14 protein-coding genes and 2 rRNA genes are annotated in these 16976 nt (G+C 39.3%); 1 reads left to right on the plus strand and 15 read right to left on the minus strand.

Annotated features, from left to right (window positions below; translation table 11 throughout):
* Positions 1–57: 57 nt before the first annotated feature.
* Entirely contained in the window at positions 58–1431 is a 1374-nt protein-coding gene (gene radA, locus ACEN4L_RS04100; protein WP_407096073.1) for a DNA repair protein RadA, read from the minus strand.
* Positions 1432–1608: 177 nt separating this feature from the next.
* On the minus strand, positions 1609–2139 hold the full coding sequence (locus ACEN4L_RS04105; protein ID WP_407096074.1) for a dUTP diphosphatase: 531 nt from the start codon (positions 2137–2139) through the stop codon (positions 1609–1611).
* A gap of 234 nt (positions 2140–2373) precedes the next feature.
* Between ACEN4L_RS04105 and ACEN4L_RS04110 the strand changes: the two genes are divergently transcribed.
* Positions 2374–3501, plus strand: coding sequence for an ABC transporter ATP-binding protein (locus ACEN4L_RS04110; protein ID WP_407096075.1), 1128 nt, complete (start codon positions 2374–2376; stop codon positions 3499–3501).
* Positions 3502–3698: 197 nt separating this feature from the next.
* Here the strand turns inward: ACEN4L_RS04110 and ACEN4L_RS04115 are convergent, their stop codons facing one another.
* The 13 genes from ACEN4L_RS04115 to ACEN4L_RS04175 all read right to left on the minus strand — a co-directional run.
* Positions 3699–4439, minus strand: a complete 741-nt coding sequence (locus tag ACEN4L_RS04115; RefSeq protein WP_407096076.1) for a polysaccharide deacetylase family protein — start codon at positions 4437–4439, stop codon at positions 3699–3701.
* Between the two features lie 58 nt (positions 4440–4497).
* A complete protein-coding gene (gene menA / locus ACEN4L_RS04120; RefSeq protein ID WP_407096077.1) occupies positions 4498–5439 on the minus strand; it encodes a 1,4-dihydroxy-2-naphthoate polyprenyltransferase in 942 nt (313 codons plus the stop codon).
* A 46-nt stretch (positions 5440–5485) separates the two neighbouring features.
* Positions 5486–6553 (minus strand): FAD:protein FMN transferase, encoded by a 1068-nt coding sequence (locus tag ACEN4L_RS04125; RefSeq protein WP_407096078.1) that lies wholly within the window; start codon positions 6551–6553, stop codon positions 5486–5488.
* 101 nt (positions 6554–6654) lie between these two features.
* Positions 6655–7134, minus strand: a complete 480-nt coding sequence (locus ACEN4L_RS04130) for an FMN-binding protein (RefSeq protein WP_407096079.1) — start codon at positions 7132–7134, stop codon at positions 6655–6657.
* Positions 7135–7343: 209 nt separating this feature from the next.
* Positions 7344–8321, minus strand: coding sequence for a polyprenyl synthetase family protein (locus ACEN4L_RS04135; RefSeq protein ID WP_407096080.1), 978 nt, complete (start codon positions 8319–8321; stop codon positions 7344–7346).
* 32 nt (positions 8322–8353) lie between these two features.
* Positions 8354–8773: a NusG domain II-containing protein gene (locus ACEN4L_RS04140; RefSeq protein WP_407096081.1), complete on the minus strand. Its 420-nt coding sequence runs from the start codon at positions 8771–8773 to the stop codon at positions 8354–8356.
* Positions 8774–8849: 76 nt separating this feature from the next.
* Positions 8850–10718 (minus strand): FAD-dependent oxidoreductase, encoded by a 1869-nt coding sequence (locus ACEN4L_RS04145; protein WP_407096082.1) that lies wholly within the window; start codon positions 10716–10718, stop codon positions 8850–8852.
* A 326-nt stretch (positions 10719–11044) separates the two neighbouring features.
* A complete protein-coding gene (locus tag ACEN4L_RS04150) occupies positions 11045–11620 on the minus strand; it encodes a Gx transporter family protein (protein WP_407096083.1) in 576 nt (191 codons plus the stop codon).
* A 252-nt stretch (positions 11621–11872) separates the two neighbouring features.
* A complete protein-coding gene (locus ACEN4L_RS04155) occupies positions 11873–12691 on the minus strand; it encodes a TspO/MBR family protein (RefSeq protein ID WP_407096084.1) in 819 nt (272 codons plus the stop codon).
* A 145-nt stretch (positions 12692–12836) separates the two neighbouring features.
* On the minus strand, positions 12837–14570 hold the full coding sequence (locus tag ACEN4L_RS04160) for an ABC transporter ATP-binding protein (protein WP_407096085.1): 1734 nt from the start codon (positions 14568–14570) through the stop codon (positions 12837–12839).
* Positions 14571–14694: 124 nt separating this feature from the next.
* Complete coding sequence (locus tag ACEN4L_RS04165; protein WP_407096086.1) at positions 14695–15234, minus strand: methylated-DNA--[protein]-cysteine S-methyltransferase; 540 nt, start codon at positions 15232–15234, stop codon at positions 14695–14697.
* Positions 15235–15413: 179 nt separating this feature from the next.
* Positions 15414–15529, minus strand: a 5S ribosomal RNA gene (rrf, locus tag ACEN4L_RS04170).
* Positions 15530–15612: 83 nt separating this feature from the next.
* Positions 15613–16976, minus strand: a 23S ribosomal RNA gene (locus ACEN4L_RS04175); the annotation flags it as partial.

Here is a 16976-nt window from a genome sequence, read left to right on the forward strand (position 1 = left end):
GAGCTTTACACTTGCTGTGCAAAGCTGCCTGAATGACTATTGGACGTTCCTTAAAATTTATCCTTTGATCCCTTTTTTGACGGCTTCACTAATGGTCGCGACACCGATGACTTCAATGTCTTTCGGAAAAGTCCAGCCTCCGATATTATTCTTAGGAATAAAAATGCGTTCAAATCCTAATTTAGCCGCTTCTTTAACGCGTTGTTCAATTTGACTGACACGTCTGATCTCGCCAGTCAAGCCGATTTCCCCTATAAAGCAATCCGTAGCTCGTGTACCTTTTTCTTGGTAGCTGGAAGCGATACTGATCGCTATGGCTAAGTCGACAGACGGTTCGTCTAATCTTACGCCACCCGCTGCTTTCAAATAAGCATCTTGATTTTGCAGCAATAAATTCGCTCTTTTTTCCAATACTGCCATAATCAATGAGACTCGATTATGGTCTAACCCGCTGGCAGTTCTTCTGGCATTCCCAAACGCAGTAGGAGTCAATAAAGCTTGGATTTCTACAAGTATCGGACGTGTTCCTTCCATAGCTGCCACTACGGACGACCCATTTGCTCCCGCCAGACGTTCTTCTAAAAACATTTCTGAAGGATTTAATACTTCTTTTAATCCATCTTCCCGCATTTCGAAAATACCTATTTCATTAGTAGAGCCAAACCGGTTTTTTACAGCTCGTAAAATTCTAAAAGATTGGTGACGGTCTCCTTCAAAATACAGCACTGTATCCACCATGTGTTCTAACATACGCGGTCCAGCAATTGCCCCTTCCTTGGTCACATGACCAACAATAAAGATAGCAATATTATTTGTTTTAGCGATTTTCATTAATTCCGCTGTGTTTTCACGTACTTGCGAAACACTCCCAGCAGCACTCGTGATATCTGGTTGATTCATCGTCTGGATCGAATCAATGATTACATATTCTGGTTTGATCTCTTCAATGGTCTGCCGAATAGCGCTCATATCGGTTTCTGGGTAAATATAGAATTTCCCTCCGTCAACGCCTAAGCGAGTTGCCCGCAATTTGATTTGCGTCGCACTCTCTTCTCCAGTCACATAAAGGACTTTTCCGCCTGTCATATTGAGTTGAGCTGAAACTTGCAACAGTAAAGTAGATTTACCAATACCAGGGTCTCCCCCGATCAACACTAAAGAACCCGGAACAACTCCACCGCCCAACACACGATTCAATTCGCCTAATTGCGTTTTGACCCGCGTTTCGGTAGAAACCGTGACATCTTTGACGAGTTGCGCCTTAGCCGTTGCACCGGTCATACTAACGCGACTGCGGCGATCTGTTTTGTCTACTTCCAATTCTTCCATCATTTCATTCCAACTGCCACAATTTGGACAACGTCCCATCCACTTAGGAGATTCATAACCACAAGATTGACAGACAAATTTAGTCGATTTCTTTTTGGCCAAAAGCTGAACCTCTCTTTCTTTTTGATGTTTTATGACTATTCTTATTTTACCACATCTTAAGCCTTCTGGGGCTTCTAGAATGCACAATAAGTTTAAATAACCGTTAAGTTTATTGTCTCTTGTTAAATAATGATACGCAAGAAACTGAAAAATAAGTTTTTGTGCACTTTTGAACCGTTATTTTCCTGAAGACCCAAAACCGCCAGTGCGAAGAATGCCGCTATTTGTATCTTTGTCTGCCTTCAAATAAGGCATAAAGATTCCTTGACCGATACGGTCTCCTTTTTTGATGACGTAATCTGTCAGTCCGTAGTTGATAAATTGAAAATAAATGTGCCCTTCATTTTTTTCATTCCCATAATAATCAGCGTCCACGATTCCTACCCCATTTGGCATAGACAATTGGTTTTTGATCGGGTTGCTGGAACGATTGGCTAATTGCAAGTACTCATCTTCCTGCATATACGCTTTGATCCCTGTAGGAACAAGTGTTGATGCTAGATATTCTTTATTTTCTTGAGGTAAACTCGAAGCTTCATTTTGCTGCAACGCTTGATTTTTTAATAATACATTCCAAATAGTAGGCACTACAATGTCTTCAGCTGCTTGAAAGTCATAGCCTGCTGCTTGCTGTGTAGCTCTCTCTGGCAATGTGATCTCTTTTCCTTCGTAACTTGATACAATTTCAAAACCTCTTACTTTGTTCATTTGTCAGTCCCTTTCTTTATAAAAAAAGCTTTTGTTTTGCGGTTTTCATTTTACTAGTTTAGCATAAGAAAAAGAACTCTTGGAGAAAATTGTTTAGAATCAGCAATTTTTCTGCTCTGAGCAATCTGCACAAATAAATCTTTTGATTTTTGTGCAGTTCAACATTTTAAAAAGATAGCGTTTACAATATACTGGTACTATCAACTAAACAATTACACAAAGGGGACGAATCATATGGTAGAATTAGCTTTAAAACAAATTCATAAACGTTACGACAATAATGATACTTATTCTGTAACAGATTTTAATTTAGATATTAAAGACCGCGAGTTTATTGTGTTTGTTGGCCCATCAGGTTGTGGGAAATCCACAACTTTACGGATGGTTGCTGGATTAGAAGAAATCACTGAAGGCGAATTATGGATCGGCGACACGTTGATGAACGATGTAGCTCCAAAAGACCGGGATATCGCAATGGTTTTCCAAAATTACGCCCTATATCCTCACATGACTGTATACGATAACATGGCCTTTGGATTGAAATTACGCAAATACAAAAAAGAAGAAATCAAACGCCGTGTAGAAGAAGCCGCTGATATCCTAGGCTTAACAGAATACTTGAAACGTAAACCAGCAGCTCTTTCTGGTGGACAACGCCAACGTGTAGCTTTAGGACGTGCAATCGTTCGTGACGCAAAAGTCTTCTTAATGGATGAGCCTTTATCCAACTTAGATGCGAAATTGCGTGTAGCAATGCGTGCAGAGATTGCTAAATTGCACCGCCGCTTAGAAACAACAACTATTTACGTAACCCATGACCAAACGGAAGCGATGACAATGGCAGATCGTATCGTTATCATGAAAGACGGATTCATCCAACAAATCGGTTCTCCAAAAGAAGTTTACGATACACCAAATAACGTTTTTGTTGCCGGATTTATCGGTTCTCCAGCCATGAACTTATTTGAAGTAACATTGGAAGACAATACGATTTCTAATGGAACAGATTTACAAATCGAAGTTCCAGCCGGCAAGTTGAGTTTGTTAAAAGAACGTGGTTATGATGGCAAAAAACTGATTTTCGGTATTCGTCCTGAAGACATCCACAGCGAACAAATCGCTATCGATTCTTCTCCAAATACTGTCGTTAATTCTGAAGTTGTAGTATCAGAACTATTGGGTGCTGAAACTATGCTGTATTCAAAAGTCGGCAATACAGAATTCATAGCTAAAGTAGATGCACGCGACTTCCACAATCCTGGCGAAATGATTGAATTAGCTTTCGACATGAACAAAGGACACTTCTTTGATATCGAAACACAAGAAGTTATTCGCAGAGAGCCAGTAACCATTAAAGCATAACACCAACCCAAGCCCTTTTCTCCCCTTTTACTTAAAAAGTAGAAGGGGTTTTTGTTGTTCCAAAAGACAGTACCCCAGTCGACAGTCGTGTGATTAAGGGTGAACTAAATAAAGTTCCTTATACAGACCGATACTCCAATAAATCACAAAACAACAGCCTGAAAAGTCCTGGATCGGTACTTTTCAGGCTGTTGTTTTTATGAAACGATTGCTTTAAATTCTTCTAATGAGATACCCAGCGGAACCACATCACGGTGCAACTCTAACGGCGGCGTATCTTGCGTATTTTTACCTGACTTGCAAGTAAATGCCAAGTCCATCCCTATTGCTGTTAAGCGTAAAAGATCTCGTTCATTGTAGATTCCAAAAGGATAGGCAAAAACATCAGGCTCTTCTACATAAGTTCCACATGTCGCCAAATCTGCTTTCAATGCTTCGTCAGTAACCGTTTGGATTGCGGAGCTGCCGTCCGCAAATCGTTGATGCAGCAGAGTAGTGTGATTGGCTGTTGTCACTAGACCTTTCATAGCTTCCAGCTCCTCCTTGCTCATAGACACAGAACGACTAGCCAGAAATGGTTCTTCCTGCTCGCTCAACCAACCTAACACTACAAATGAAACAACAGGAAAATCCAATTTTTTCAAGATCGGATAAGCGTACTTTTTAAACGATTGATAAGTATCATCCGCTGTCAGTAAAACCGATTTTTCCCGAATCTCTGCTCCGTTCAAATAAGCCCGAACTTCTTCTAACGTCAAGACATGATACTGCTCCGCTTTTAAGTAGTTCATTTGCGCTTCAAAGTCTTCTACATAGGTAAAGAGTTCACGCGGCAGTGCATCATCATAATCTTGCGTCACTTTGATCGGAGACGGTCCTTGTTCAGTAATTTCTTCTCGTTTACGGAATTCATGGTAACATAATGTGCTAAAACCCATTTCTACTAGCCTTCTTCCAGAATATTTTAGTTTTTAAATCAACTGCCGCCCTGTTTCATCATTGAAAAATAATGGCTAAACTGTATAGAATAATTTGCATCCCGTGGTAAACAATTAGATTTTTTATGGCTAAGCCAAATGTAGTGGCTTTATCTTGCTTATTGGTAAAAACATGAATATTTTTTTGAACAATAGGGAAAATGATCCAGATACCTAACATAAAAACAGAGTTGACTCCTAGTAAAACGGCTAATGTGCTGGCAGCAAAAGCCCCATAGTACAACCAACGGTATAAACGCACAGCAATTGGTTTGCCAATATAAAAAGTTAATGTATAGCGATGGTTGGTAATGTCTGTCTCGTAATCGCAAATGTTATTGGACAACATAATGTTGGCAATCGTAAACACTAACGGCAGAGAAGCTAAAAAGATGGCTGCTACATTTTGGATGCTTCCTGTCAGCGCGAAATTAGGCCATTCTATTGTCAAGGCTGTGATAAAGGTAGAAGGAACATTGATAAAAACGGCAATAAAGAAAATACCAAATCCCATTGTCAAACCAGACATCACTTCACCTAAAGGCATTCTAGAGATCGGGAATGGTCCAAAAGTATATAATATTCCTACCGCAAAACAAATAGCACCTATGACCAGCAGCAAAAGGTTCGTTCGATAAACCAATAACAGACCAATGACAGCAGAAAAAGTTACCATTGCCACAATCAAATAGGTTACTTGCTTCACTGACAACCCAGCTTTTCCTAAAATATTTTCCTGGTCTTTGTAGTCCATGTTTTTTGCTTTGACATAGTCCATCGTATTGTTGATTGCAGTAGTGGCCATATCAAAAACCACCATTGCAAGAAAAAACAGCAAGGTGTTTACTCCATTCAGCTCCGAGAAATAATACAAAGAAAATAAAACACCTAATGTAAAAGGAAATAAACTAGCTAATTTGGTTTTTATCTCAACCAATTCTAAAAAAACAGGTACACTCATTCATACACTTCCTTTAAAGGTTTTTTTGATGCACTCCAGCTTAAACTTATTTATTCACCCAAGTGTATTCCTCATTAGTCAATTCAAAGTTATCCATCAACCCATCTGACGTATAAATTTCTTTTTCTTTGGTAATAAAAACAGCTTCTATATCATCTCGATTGTTCACGTATTCCAATCCATCTTCTAACCCTAATCCAAATACAACTGTTGAAAGAGCATCCCCATCAACAGAACGATTGGAAATAATCGACACGCCAGCAATTTCATTATCAAAAGGGTAACCAGTCTCAGGATTCATCAAATGATGATAAATTTCCCCATCCACTTCAAGATAACGTTCATAGATTCCAGAAGTAACGATTGACCGATCTTTTTGCTTGGTCTTTCCAACGGTTTCTCCTCGTTCAGATAAAGGATCTTGTATCCCGATATTCCAAGCTTCTCCTTCTCTGGTAGGCGAACCTCCCATAACGACTACATTTCCACCTAAATCGATAATAGCCGTGGTGACCCCTGATTCTTCGAATAATACCTTGATCTCATCTGCAATATAGCCTTTAGCAATCGCTCCTAAATCTAAAGCCATTCCTGATTGGGTTAAAAAGATGGTTTGATTTTCTGCATCTAACTCAACTTTGCTGTAATCCACTAGCGGCAATGCTGCATCGATTTCAGCTTGCTCCGGTTTTCTAGCATCATCAAAGCCGATTCTCCATAAATCTGTTATAGGTCCTACAGTATAATCAAATCCGCCATTAGAAACTTCACTGTATTTTGCAGCAGTTTCGATTAAAGGATACACATCATCTGAAAGTTTGACAGCTTCGTCTCCCGCAGCTTCGTTGACTTTGTCGATTTCTGAGCCAGGTTCATTAACAGTTACCTTATCCGCTAATTTCTCGACTCGGGCAAAAGCATTTTCCAGAACTTCCTCTTTCCCTTCATCATACACACGCAATGTTACATAAGTACCCATTAGAAATTCTGTTTGTTCATAGGGCGTGGTGAGCAAGGCTTGCTCTTCTTTCGAGCCGCAGCCGGCCAGTAAAAGAAAAAAAGCTCCCATCATTAGTCCACTTAAGATTTTTTTATGTTGATATATTTTTTTCATTTTATTTCTCCTAACTTCTCGTAATTCATACAAAAACAGGCAGGAACAAAATACATTGCCCCTACCTGTTATTATAAATCAATTAATGAGAATAGAAACTATTAATTATCGATTTCAATGGTATCCGTATTGCCTTCTTCAGCAGCGTCTACTAATTGTTGCGCATACTCTTTGAAAGATTCTGATGAGTGTGTAGCTCCAGTTACTACTTCAACTGCTGCTGGATCTTGAGTTTCAACTAATTGTTCATTTAATTGCGGGAAGTACTCTACTGGACCGACGCCGGAAACTTCTGACATTCTTTCTTGATAAGCTTCGTCTTCAGATTTTTTATCGCCAGCTTCATTTACGTTCTCATAATTTGATTCAGTAATTTCTCCGCCTTTTACAGTAATAGAGAAGTCTGTTTTCCAGCCATTTTCATCCAAGTTTTTCTCTACTAAAGTATATGTTCCATCTTGTAATCCGCCTTCTGAAGCTGCTGATTCAGATGACTCTGTTGCTTCTTCAGAACTGCCGCATGCAGCTAATACCAAAGCTGAAGCTAAAGTTAACGTTGATACTGAGAATAATTTTTTCATTTTATACCCACCCTTTTTTAGTATATGCACTTCTATTTGTGTAAGTATTCACAAATATTTCTTTTCTTTATTACGTACTTATAGTAGCATTGACAGCAAAACAAATCAATCTATTTCACACAATTTAATAATTTTTTCATTAACTATCTGAAAAATTTATGAACATTTCACTTTTAAAAAAAGAAACCTTATTTTATAAGGTTTCTTTTTTACATATCACGAGACAACATTTGCTCAGTAATGGTCAATAGAGTGCTTTTTATTGAATTTTCAGGCAGTCGTTTGATTCGTTTTAACGCTTTTTTAGTATATTTATTGGCTAATTCTTTCGCGCGTTCTTCACCTTTATACAACTGCACCAACTTGTATACTTCTTTGATCTCTTCTTCTGTGATCTGATCTTTTTTTAAAATATAAGGCTCGAATACTTCCCGATTTTCTTGCATGGCAAATAAAAGAGGAGCGGTATAAATACCATTTTTCAAATCGCTCATCATCGGTTTCCCTGCAATCACAGTATCTTGCGTGTAATCCAGTACATCATCAATAATTTGAAAAGCCATACCTATATTATTGCCGATTTGATAAGCTGAATTGGCCATTTTTTCTGAGCCCTTTTCATAGGCCCCAGCATAACAACTCAGCGCAAACAATTGTGCTGTCTTGCCTTGTATTTGTTTCAAATAATTGCGCATAGTCATATTAGAATTGTACTTCATATTCATTTGGTTCAGTTCGCCAACCAAGATGCTTTCCATGCCGTTTTTATCTAATTGCAGCGCCGAAGCATCCGCTGCATAATCTGTGAGCAGACGAAAACAGACAGTAAATAAGTAATCGCCGGTGTATACTGCTACTCGATTGTCATATTGCGTATTAATCGTCTCTTGCCCGCGACGCAAATCAGATTCATCAATGACGTCATCGTGCACCAAAGTTGCTAAATGCAGCACTTCAACAGCAGCTGCAATCGCTCGAGCTTTTTCCTGATCCGTTTCGCTTTTATACTGTGAAAACATTAAGCTAAACGCAGGACGTAATGTTTTACCGCCGGAAGAAAGCAATTGAACGATTTTTTGTTGCACATCTTTATTTTTAATAGTGATGTTTTGTTCGATTAAAGAAATACATGCTTTTAATTCAGTTTGTATCGAAGGATAGTCTTTCCACATTGGGTGAATCTTCATACCAGTTCTCCTCTATTTTTAAAGTGCTTATTTCAGGAAATAATGTCTAGCTCATTTTCAATTTCAACATCAGACTGACTGGGTTCTATTTCAACTAATAAATGATTCGGCAAACAAACAATCGTCTCGCCAAATGCATTGATTTCGCCTTTTCGAACACATAATTGATCATTACAACTTGCATCTGACATATAAATTTTCAATCCATCACGAATCACGGTGTTTTTATGCCCATGGTCATCTGTATAGACATATTCTTCGGTCTGGCCATCATCCGTTAAAATAAACTCTTTAACGATTTCTCCGTTTGCGCTGATCACTGCTTTCAATTCAGCATCTCCAGTCTGAGCTTGCACATACGTAAAAAAAACCAGCGGAAGGAAAGACGCTACCATCAAAGCTAATACAATCATAATATCCCACCGACGAACCATCTTTAGCTGCTTTTTCATTTATCTTCACCTCTGTTGAACGTTTTACAAAAATAAAAGGATGGGACTTTTTGTCCCATCCCCTTTTTAACACATTTTACTTGTTAATACCAGTTTCATAGATGGATTTAATATCTCCATACCACCACTTACTCAACTTATTTTGAATCCATGGTATCACGTAATAGTCTAATCCAAATGCTCTACCAGATCCGTTCATCAATGAGATCGCGACTGGAATGAACCAAACGTTTGCCCAGTAGAACATACCTGAAAGTGAGAATGAAACGACTAAAGCAATAGTAGCGGCATTTGCCAACCATGTAAACAGTCCTGCAATAATCGCTAATCCGATCAATAACTCAACGATTGTCATGAACTTTTGGAAGAATAAAGCGACATCTGTATTAGGAATCATGAATTCCATGATAGAGTTGAACCAGCCTGGAGCTTTGCTGAATACCATCATTGGTTCTTCACCATACACATAGCTTAAACCAAATACCGGTTTAGCGACTACTTCTTCAACTACTTGAGAAGCACCTGTGGTTGGTTCTTGCAGCCATTCAAATGGCAAGACGATTTCTTTGCCAAACCAAGATGTTGTCCCGAATAAACCAAATGTCTTTTTGATCCCTTCCCAAGTCCACATACTTCCGTAGAAAACACGCAATGGTACTGACCATAAAATGTTTCCTAATCGTGATAAGTGTCCGCGGAAAATATTGCGTTTGTCTTTAATAAAGAAGAATTCGTGTCTGATATATTGAACAAAGTAGAAAGCAGATCCGATAGTCAAGAAGTACAATAAGTTCACCATATGTTTTACAAACATTGCCAGGAAGCCGCTTAAATGGATTTTATCCATTAAGTAAGCTACACCGTAACGAGAACCGATAGAAACCATAAATCCTTGGTAATTACCTTTGTGTTCTACTTTTTCTTTGCCTTCCATTGCAGCGATGATGTTTGCAGCTGCCGTGTGACCTGTTTGTTCTGCACTTTGAACGATTTGTGGAACTGGTGTGTTGTCTTTTTCTGGTTCTTCGTAGTACACAAGGTCTCCAGCTAAATAGACATCTTTTACGCCCTTAGCTTCCATGTATTTGTTCGCTACCAAACGCCCCGCACGAGCCGTTTCAATGCCATATTCAGCAGCATCTGAATTAGCTTTAACTCCTGCAGTCCACACTAATGTATGAGTTGGGATCACAGTACCGTCCGTCAATTCAATTGAATCTTTAGCAACATTTGCTACCCCATTGCCTTTGATGATTTGAATCCCTTTTTTCGACATGTATTTTTCAGCCTTAGTTTGTTCTTTTTCAGTAACGACTCCAAGAATTTTCGGAGCAGCTTCTACTAAGTATAAGCTAAATTCGTCAGGATCTAATTTATTGTCTTTAGCTAAACGTTCTCCCCATTCCATCAATTCTCCGACCATTTCAACACCAGTGAACCCAGCTCCACTGACAACAGCCGTCAACATTGCTTTTCTTTTTTGAACGTCATGTTCATTTGATGCAGCTTCTACTGTATCTTTGATGTGACGACGGATCGCATTCGCATCTTCCCATGACCATAATGTGAATCCATTTTCTTCAACACCAGGTACGTTAAACGTATTAGGCTCTCCACCCATAGCTAAAATCAAATAATCATAGTTAAAGACAGTTTTTACTGTTTTAACCGTTTTTGCATCATGGTCTACATGAAGTACTTCATCTGTTACGATATCTACATTTTTTTGGCGAGCGAACAAACGTTGCAGATCATATTGGATTGCATCGGGTTCTACACGGCCCGCAGCGACTTCATGCAACTCAGTCATGTAAGTTTGATAAGAGTGTTTGTCAATTAAAGTGATAACCACATCTTTATCTTTTTTAAAATGTTTTGATAATTTTTTCGTAGCAGCCACACCAGCATAACCAGCACCAACTACAACAATATTTTTTGTTGCCATTCGAAAAACTCCTTATCCTATGTTCATTTATAAAAAATTGTTATTCTTTGAGCAAACAAATGTATTATAACTTTACTTACTATTTATTATTACGAATTTATTATAGTTTATTTCTCTTGTTATGTCTACACTGAACAAGCAAAAATATTGATTTTAATTGATTTGTTCTTATTTCCGTCAATTGTAAACGCTTTTTAGCTCGCTAGTTCACATAACGTTGTTTATCAAGTTAGAAATAATACATGACACTCATTCTCTAGCTCTTTTTATACAAAAAGCCTCTTAAAAATCCATTTAGTTGATTTTTAAGAGGCTTTCATGCTGTTTTATTCTTTCTCTGAAGAAGCTTCGTACCATGCTCGTGTTAAACGATTATGTTTGGCTTCTTCATTCTGTATTTTTTTTATGGTAGCTACGTGTTCCATTAAGTAATTAGCGGCTATCCCCACAGCTATTCCAGCAAATATTCCTGAAAAAGACAATATTGGAAGATACAGCATCACGCTAAAGGATTGAGCAATCGTACTAGCCACTACTAATTGACCAACATTATGCAAAATTCCGCCTGCCGCACTTACGCCAATAAGACTGACCCTTTTCGGCCCCAACATTCGAATGACTAACATACCGAAATAACTTAAAAAGGCCCCGGCAAAGCTGTACAAAAATGTAGACAGCGTACCACCTAACAATGTAGTCACTAACAGCCGCATCCAAACTACTTTAAAGCTGTCTTTGTACGATAAAGTAAATAATGCCAGTATTGTGATCATGTTAGATAAGCCTAATTTAGCTCCTGGTGCAAATGCAAAAGGAAACGGAATAGATCGTTCAACTAACGAAATGACTACCCCCTGAGCAGCTAATAGAGCGATATACATTAACCTTGTGTTTTTAGTCATATATCCTGATCCTTACTTTTAGATTCGTAACACAAGTTTACCACACTTCTACATGAAAAAGAATTTAAGAAAAAGGCTGTTCCTTGTCTAGTTTCTTTAATATCCTTTTATAAAAGCATATTTTGAAAGGTTCTATTCTTTTTCAAGGACTGCGCCTATGAACAACTTGTAAAAAGCCATAACCTGACTACTAGATAAAAGAAAATGACCCCATGTTAGAGTAAAAACCTAACTTTTAGAGGCCATTTCTCGTTAATAAAAACTTTTTGCTCTTTTTTTACGTGTATACAATAAATAGCCGCACGTAATCAATACAACAGCCATTGCTCCAATGACGGTGGCAATAATCAACGGATAGTCACCCGAAAAACCTGTTTCAGATAGATGTTTATAGGCAATCCCAAAGTACGCCCACAAAATAGTTAACCCATAAGCGATATCTTTGTTGCTGATCATAGTTGCTAATGCAATGACCAATCCTACTATCAAAATAATGATCGTCCAAGTTTGATCTGTCAGCCCCCATCCATTCCAATCTATGTCTACCAGTAATATCGTTACATTAGCTATCGACGCTACCGTTATCCATCCAAAATAAATACTGAACGGAAGTCGAATAAAAAGCTTATCTTTTTTCGATAACAGATTAGCAGACTGAGTCAAATGATTGATCAAAATCAGACAAATGAGCAAAGAAAAAATCAAGAGGGTTGAAAGCCCGATAAAATCATAATGCCACGTTAGAATCCAAGCAATATTGACCACTGAAGAAAGGATAAAGTAACGATTTATTTTCTTTACAGAGTCTAACTTTATTGCACTACTCGTTTTTCGAAATCCAATTAATTGATAAATAGCGTATATCCCTAACAAAAGATAGATGACACCCCAAATTGAGAAGGTCAATCCAGCAGGAGCAAATAAGTTAGGATAGGAATCTGAAACTTCCCCCGTAGTTATTCCATTGATGGGTAGAATATTAGCCAGTGCATTCACACCTACCATTGCCGCATAAAACAGAATGACTAAATAATTAATGAAAGATCTCGAATGTTTATTATTTTGTATCAATGCATTTCCTCTTTTCTTTAATTTTTTTCATTCTATTCTGTCATCATATAATACTCTTTATCAAAAAACCAAAAAAACGATTACTTATCTAACGAAAAAAAGGCAACATAAACAGGCATAAAGTCCCATTCATACTGCCTTTTAGTTAGGATAATTGCTGTTCAGCAAACTCTCTGTATAAAGAATGACTAGCTTTTAATTCTTCATGAGTCCCACTCCCCGTAATTTCTCCGTGCTCAATAAAAATAATTTTATCTGCATTGACGATCGTGGCTAGACGGTGAGCAATCACAAACGTCGTTCTTCCTTTCATCAAGCGACTTAAAGCTTGCTGAACTACTTGTTCCGATTGACTATCTAAACTGGCAGTAGCTTCATCCATTAATAAGATCTTAGGATCACGTAAGAAGGCACGAGCAATGTTGATACGCTGTCTTTGACCTCCAGACAACATAACTCCTCGTTCACCAACAGAAGTGTCTAGACCCTGCTTGAATTCCCTAATAAACTGGTCTGCATAAGCCAACTTAGCTACTTCCCATAGACGATCATCCGAAATCGATTCTGCGTTTTTCAACCCATATGTCAGGTTCTCACGAATAGTCCCTGCCATCATAGCACTCTCTTGCGATACATAACCAATCTGATTTCTCCATGAAGCTAATGAGAACTGCTGAATTGGGATATCTCCAACCTTTATTTCACCAGAATCAGGCTCATAATACCTCTCCAACAAACTAAAGATAGTCGTCTTACCACCACCGCTCGGACCAGAAAATGCAATCATTTCACCTGGTTTCGCTACTAAAGAAACTTCTTTTAAAACCGGTTCATCTTTTTGGTAGCTGAACGACACTTGGTGAAGGCTCAATAGTTTATCCGTTATATTTTCCGCTATTCCTTCTTGGCCAGATTCATCCGCCATTTCTAAAATTGCCACGATACGTTCTGTAGCACCAATTGTTTTATTGAGTTGCGTAAAAAATGTAGCGAAAGATGTAACCGGGTAAATGATTTGGAACAAATAAAGCAAAAAAGCTACTAATGAACCAGTCGATAAGGTGCCATTAGCCACTCGTATCCCACCATAGGCAAAAATCAGTACCACTACAGCCATAATGATCAAATACATTAAAGGACCAATAACAGAAGTAACTTTCGATTCTTTTAGTCCAGTCTTGAACAATCGCTGAATACCCGCTTTTCCCTTTTCTTCTTCTGTCATTTCCGCTGTTGAAGACTTCATCAAACGATTTTCACTAAACGTTTGTTGGATATCTCCAGAAAACTGAGCCGTTTCCGCCTGAAGTTCGCGGGAAATCTTTCCCATCTTCTTTCCTAAAGGAATCATCACCAGTAAGACTATCGGCACTGAGATCAGCATCACTAGAGTCATTTTCCAATCCATAAAAAGTAAAATAGTGACAGCTCCAACAATAGAAATAATCCCCGTCACAAATTGCGGAAAATAATACGTGATCAAATCTCTAACAATCCCCGTATCATTCACTACTCTGCTGACAGAGTCTCCACTAGGAGTAGTATCAAAATAGCTAACAGGTAGTCGGATCATCTTCAACCATAATCGTTCTCTCAAACGAGCCACCATTTGCTGCCCAGCTCTTGCTAGTAAATAAGCAGATCCTCCGTCAATCACAGCTTGCAATAGAAAAGCTGCAACAATAGCAGCAATTATAGGTATTTGAATAGTTTCTAAAGTAAATTCATCTACAATATTACCAGCTAATAGAGGAATCGCTAAACCAACCATAGTTGTGACTATGCTTCCGATTAACCCAAGACTCAAAACTCCTTTTGAGATTTTAGTAGACCATAACAAACGAATGAATGTTTTAATGCCGTTCTGTTTATTTTCCATATCGAGTTTATCCTCCTGCTTCTGTTTAATCGCATTTATCATAACAGGATTTAATCCTTTTCACTATTAGAACGTTCACCAGAATAAAAAAAAGCTCATCCAATCAGATGAGCTTTTCAGGCAATTAGGAAGGAATATTCAATTGAGGTACAGTACATTTCTCGAGTTCCAATAACTCTTTTTTCATCTCTAAGCCGCCTCGGTAGCCAGTAAGTTTACCGTTTTTTCCAATTACACGATGACAAGGCACCACTATTGCAACAGGATTCTTCCCTATTGCTCCGCTTACAGCACGGATTGCTTTAGGATTTCCAACAGCATCCGCAATATCTGAATAAGTACGTGTTTCTCCATAAGGTATGTTTAATAATTCGCGCCATACCATTTCTTGGAAATTAGTTCCTTTAATATCTAGTGGCACATCAAATTCTTTTCTTGTCCCTTGAAAGTATTCTTCCAACAACATTTGGTATGATTGCATAAACTCGTTATTTTCTTCCAGTAAAGTACCTGCACAATACATTTCGATCCACACTACTAATTCAATAAGACCAGCATTTTTTGACCCTACAAAAGCTAAACCTTTTGTGGTCGCTGCAATTAAATATTCATTATCATCAAAAACCAAAGCACAATAATACATTTTTTGTGTGTTTTCTTCCATACACATTTCACTCCCTTTGATACTCACATGGAGCTCACGATAATTAAATCACTATTTTTGTATCTTACTTTTATTGTACAAGTATTGATAGAGTATAGAAAGTTAAATAAAAAAAAGTAACAGTACTGTAACTTAAATATGTACAAAAAAAGCACCATCCGAAGATGATGCTTTCGATTGCGCGGCAACGTCCTAGTCTCACAAGGGGAAACCCCTCACTACCTTCGGCGCTAAGAAGCTTAACTACTGTGTTCGGCATGGGAACAGGTGTGACCTTCTTGCCATCGTCACCACACATATGTGTGAGAATAGTGTACTCTCAAAACTGGATTTGTCTAATGCACATTCGTTCAGATTCTTCGAATCCACCTAAAAACTTTGGTTAAGTCCTCGACCGATTAGTATTGGTCCGCTCCATCTATCACTAGACTTCCACTTCCAACCTATCTACCTGATCATCTTTCAGGGGTCTTACTCACTAATGTGATGGGAAATCTCATCTTGAGGGGGGCTTCACGCTTAGATGCTTTCAGCGTTTATCCCTTCCACACATAGCTACCCAGCGATGCTCTTGGCAGAACAACTGGTACACCAGCGGTGTGTCCATCCCGGTCCTCTCGTACTAAGGACAGCTCCTCTCAAATTTCCTGCGCCCGCGACGGATAGGGACCGAACTGTCTCACGACGTTCTGAACCCAGCTCGCGTACCGCTTTAATGGGCGAACAGCCCAACCCTTGGGACCGACTACAGCCCCAGGATGCGATGAGCCGACATCGAGGTGCCAAACCTCCCCGTCGATGTGGACTCTTGGGGGAGATAAGCCTGTTATCCCCAGGGTAGCTTTTATCCGTTGAGCGATGGCCCTTCCATGCGGAACCACCGGATCACTAAGCCCGACTTTCGTCCCTGCTCGACTTGTAGGTCTCGCAGTCAAGCTCCCTTCTGCCTTTACACTCTACGAATGATTTCCAACCATTCTGAGGGAACCTTTGGGCGCCTCCGTTACATTTTAGGAGGCGACCGCCCCAGTCAAACTGCCCGTCTGACACTGTCTCCCAGCCAGCTAATGGCTGAGGGTTAGAGTGGCCATACAGCAAGGGTAGTATCCCACCAATGCCTCCACCAAGACTGGCGTCCTGGCTTCAATAGCTCCTACCTATCCTGTACAAGCTGTACAGACACTCAATATCAAACTGCAGTAAAGCTCCATGGGGTCTTTCCGTCCTGTCGCGGGTAACCTGCATCTTCACAGGTACTATAATTTCACCGAGTCTCTCGTTGAGACAGTGCCCAAATCGTTACGCCTTTCGTGCGGGTCGGAACTTACCCGACAAGGAATTTCGCTACCTTAGGACCGTTATAGTTACGGCCGCCGTTTACTGGGGCTTCAATTCTGAGCTTCGCCGAAGCTAACCCATCCTCTTAACCTTCCAGCACCGGGCAGGCGTCAGCCCCTATACGTCATCTTTCGATTTTGCAGAGACCTGTGTTTTTGATAAACAGTCGCTTGGGCCTATTCACTGCGGCTGACCAGATGGTCAGCACCCCTTCTCCCGAAGTTACGGGGTCATTTTGCCGAGTTCCTTAACGAGAGTTCTCTCGCACACCTTAGGATTCTCTCCTCGACTACCTGTGTCGGTTTGCGGTACGGGCTGTTTGTTTCTAACTAGAAGCTTTTCTTGACAGTGTGACATCAGGAACTTCGGTACTTAATTTCCCTCCCCATCACAACTTGTCCTTA

The sequence above is a fragment of the Desemzia sp. FAM 23988 genome, from assembly GCF_045528365.1.
Lineage (GTDB): Bacteria > Bacillota > Bacilli > Lactobacillales > Carnobacteriaceae > Desemzia.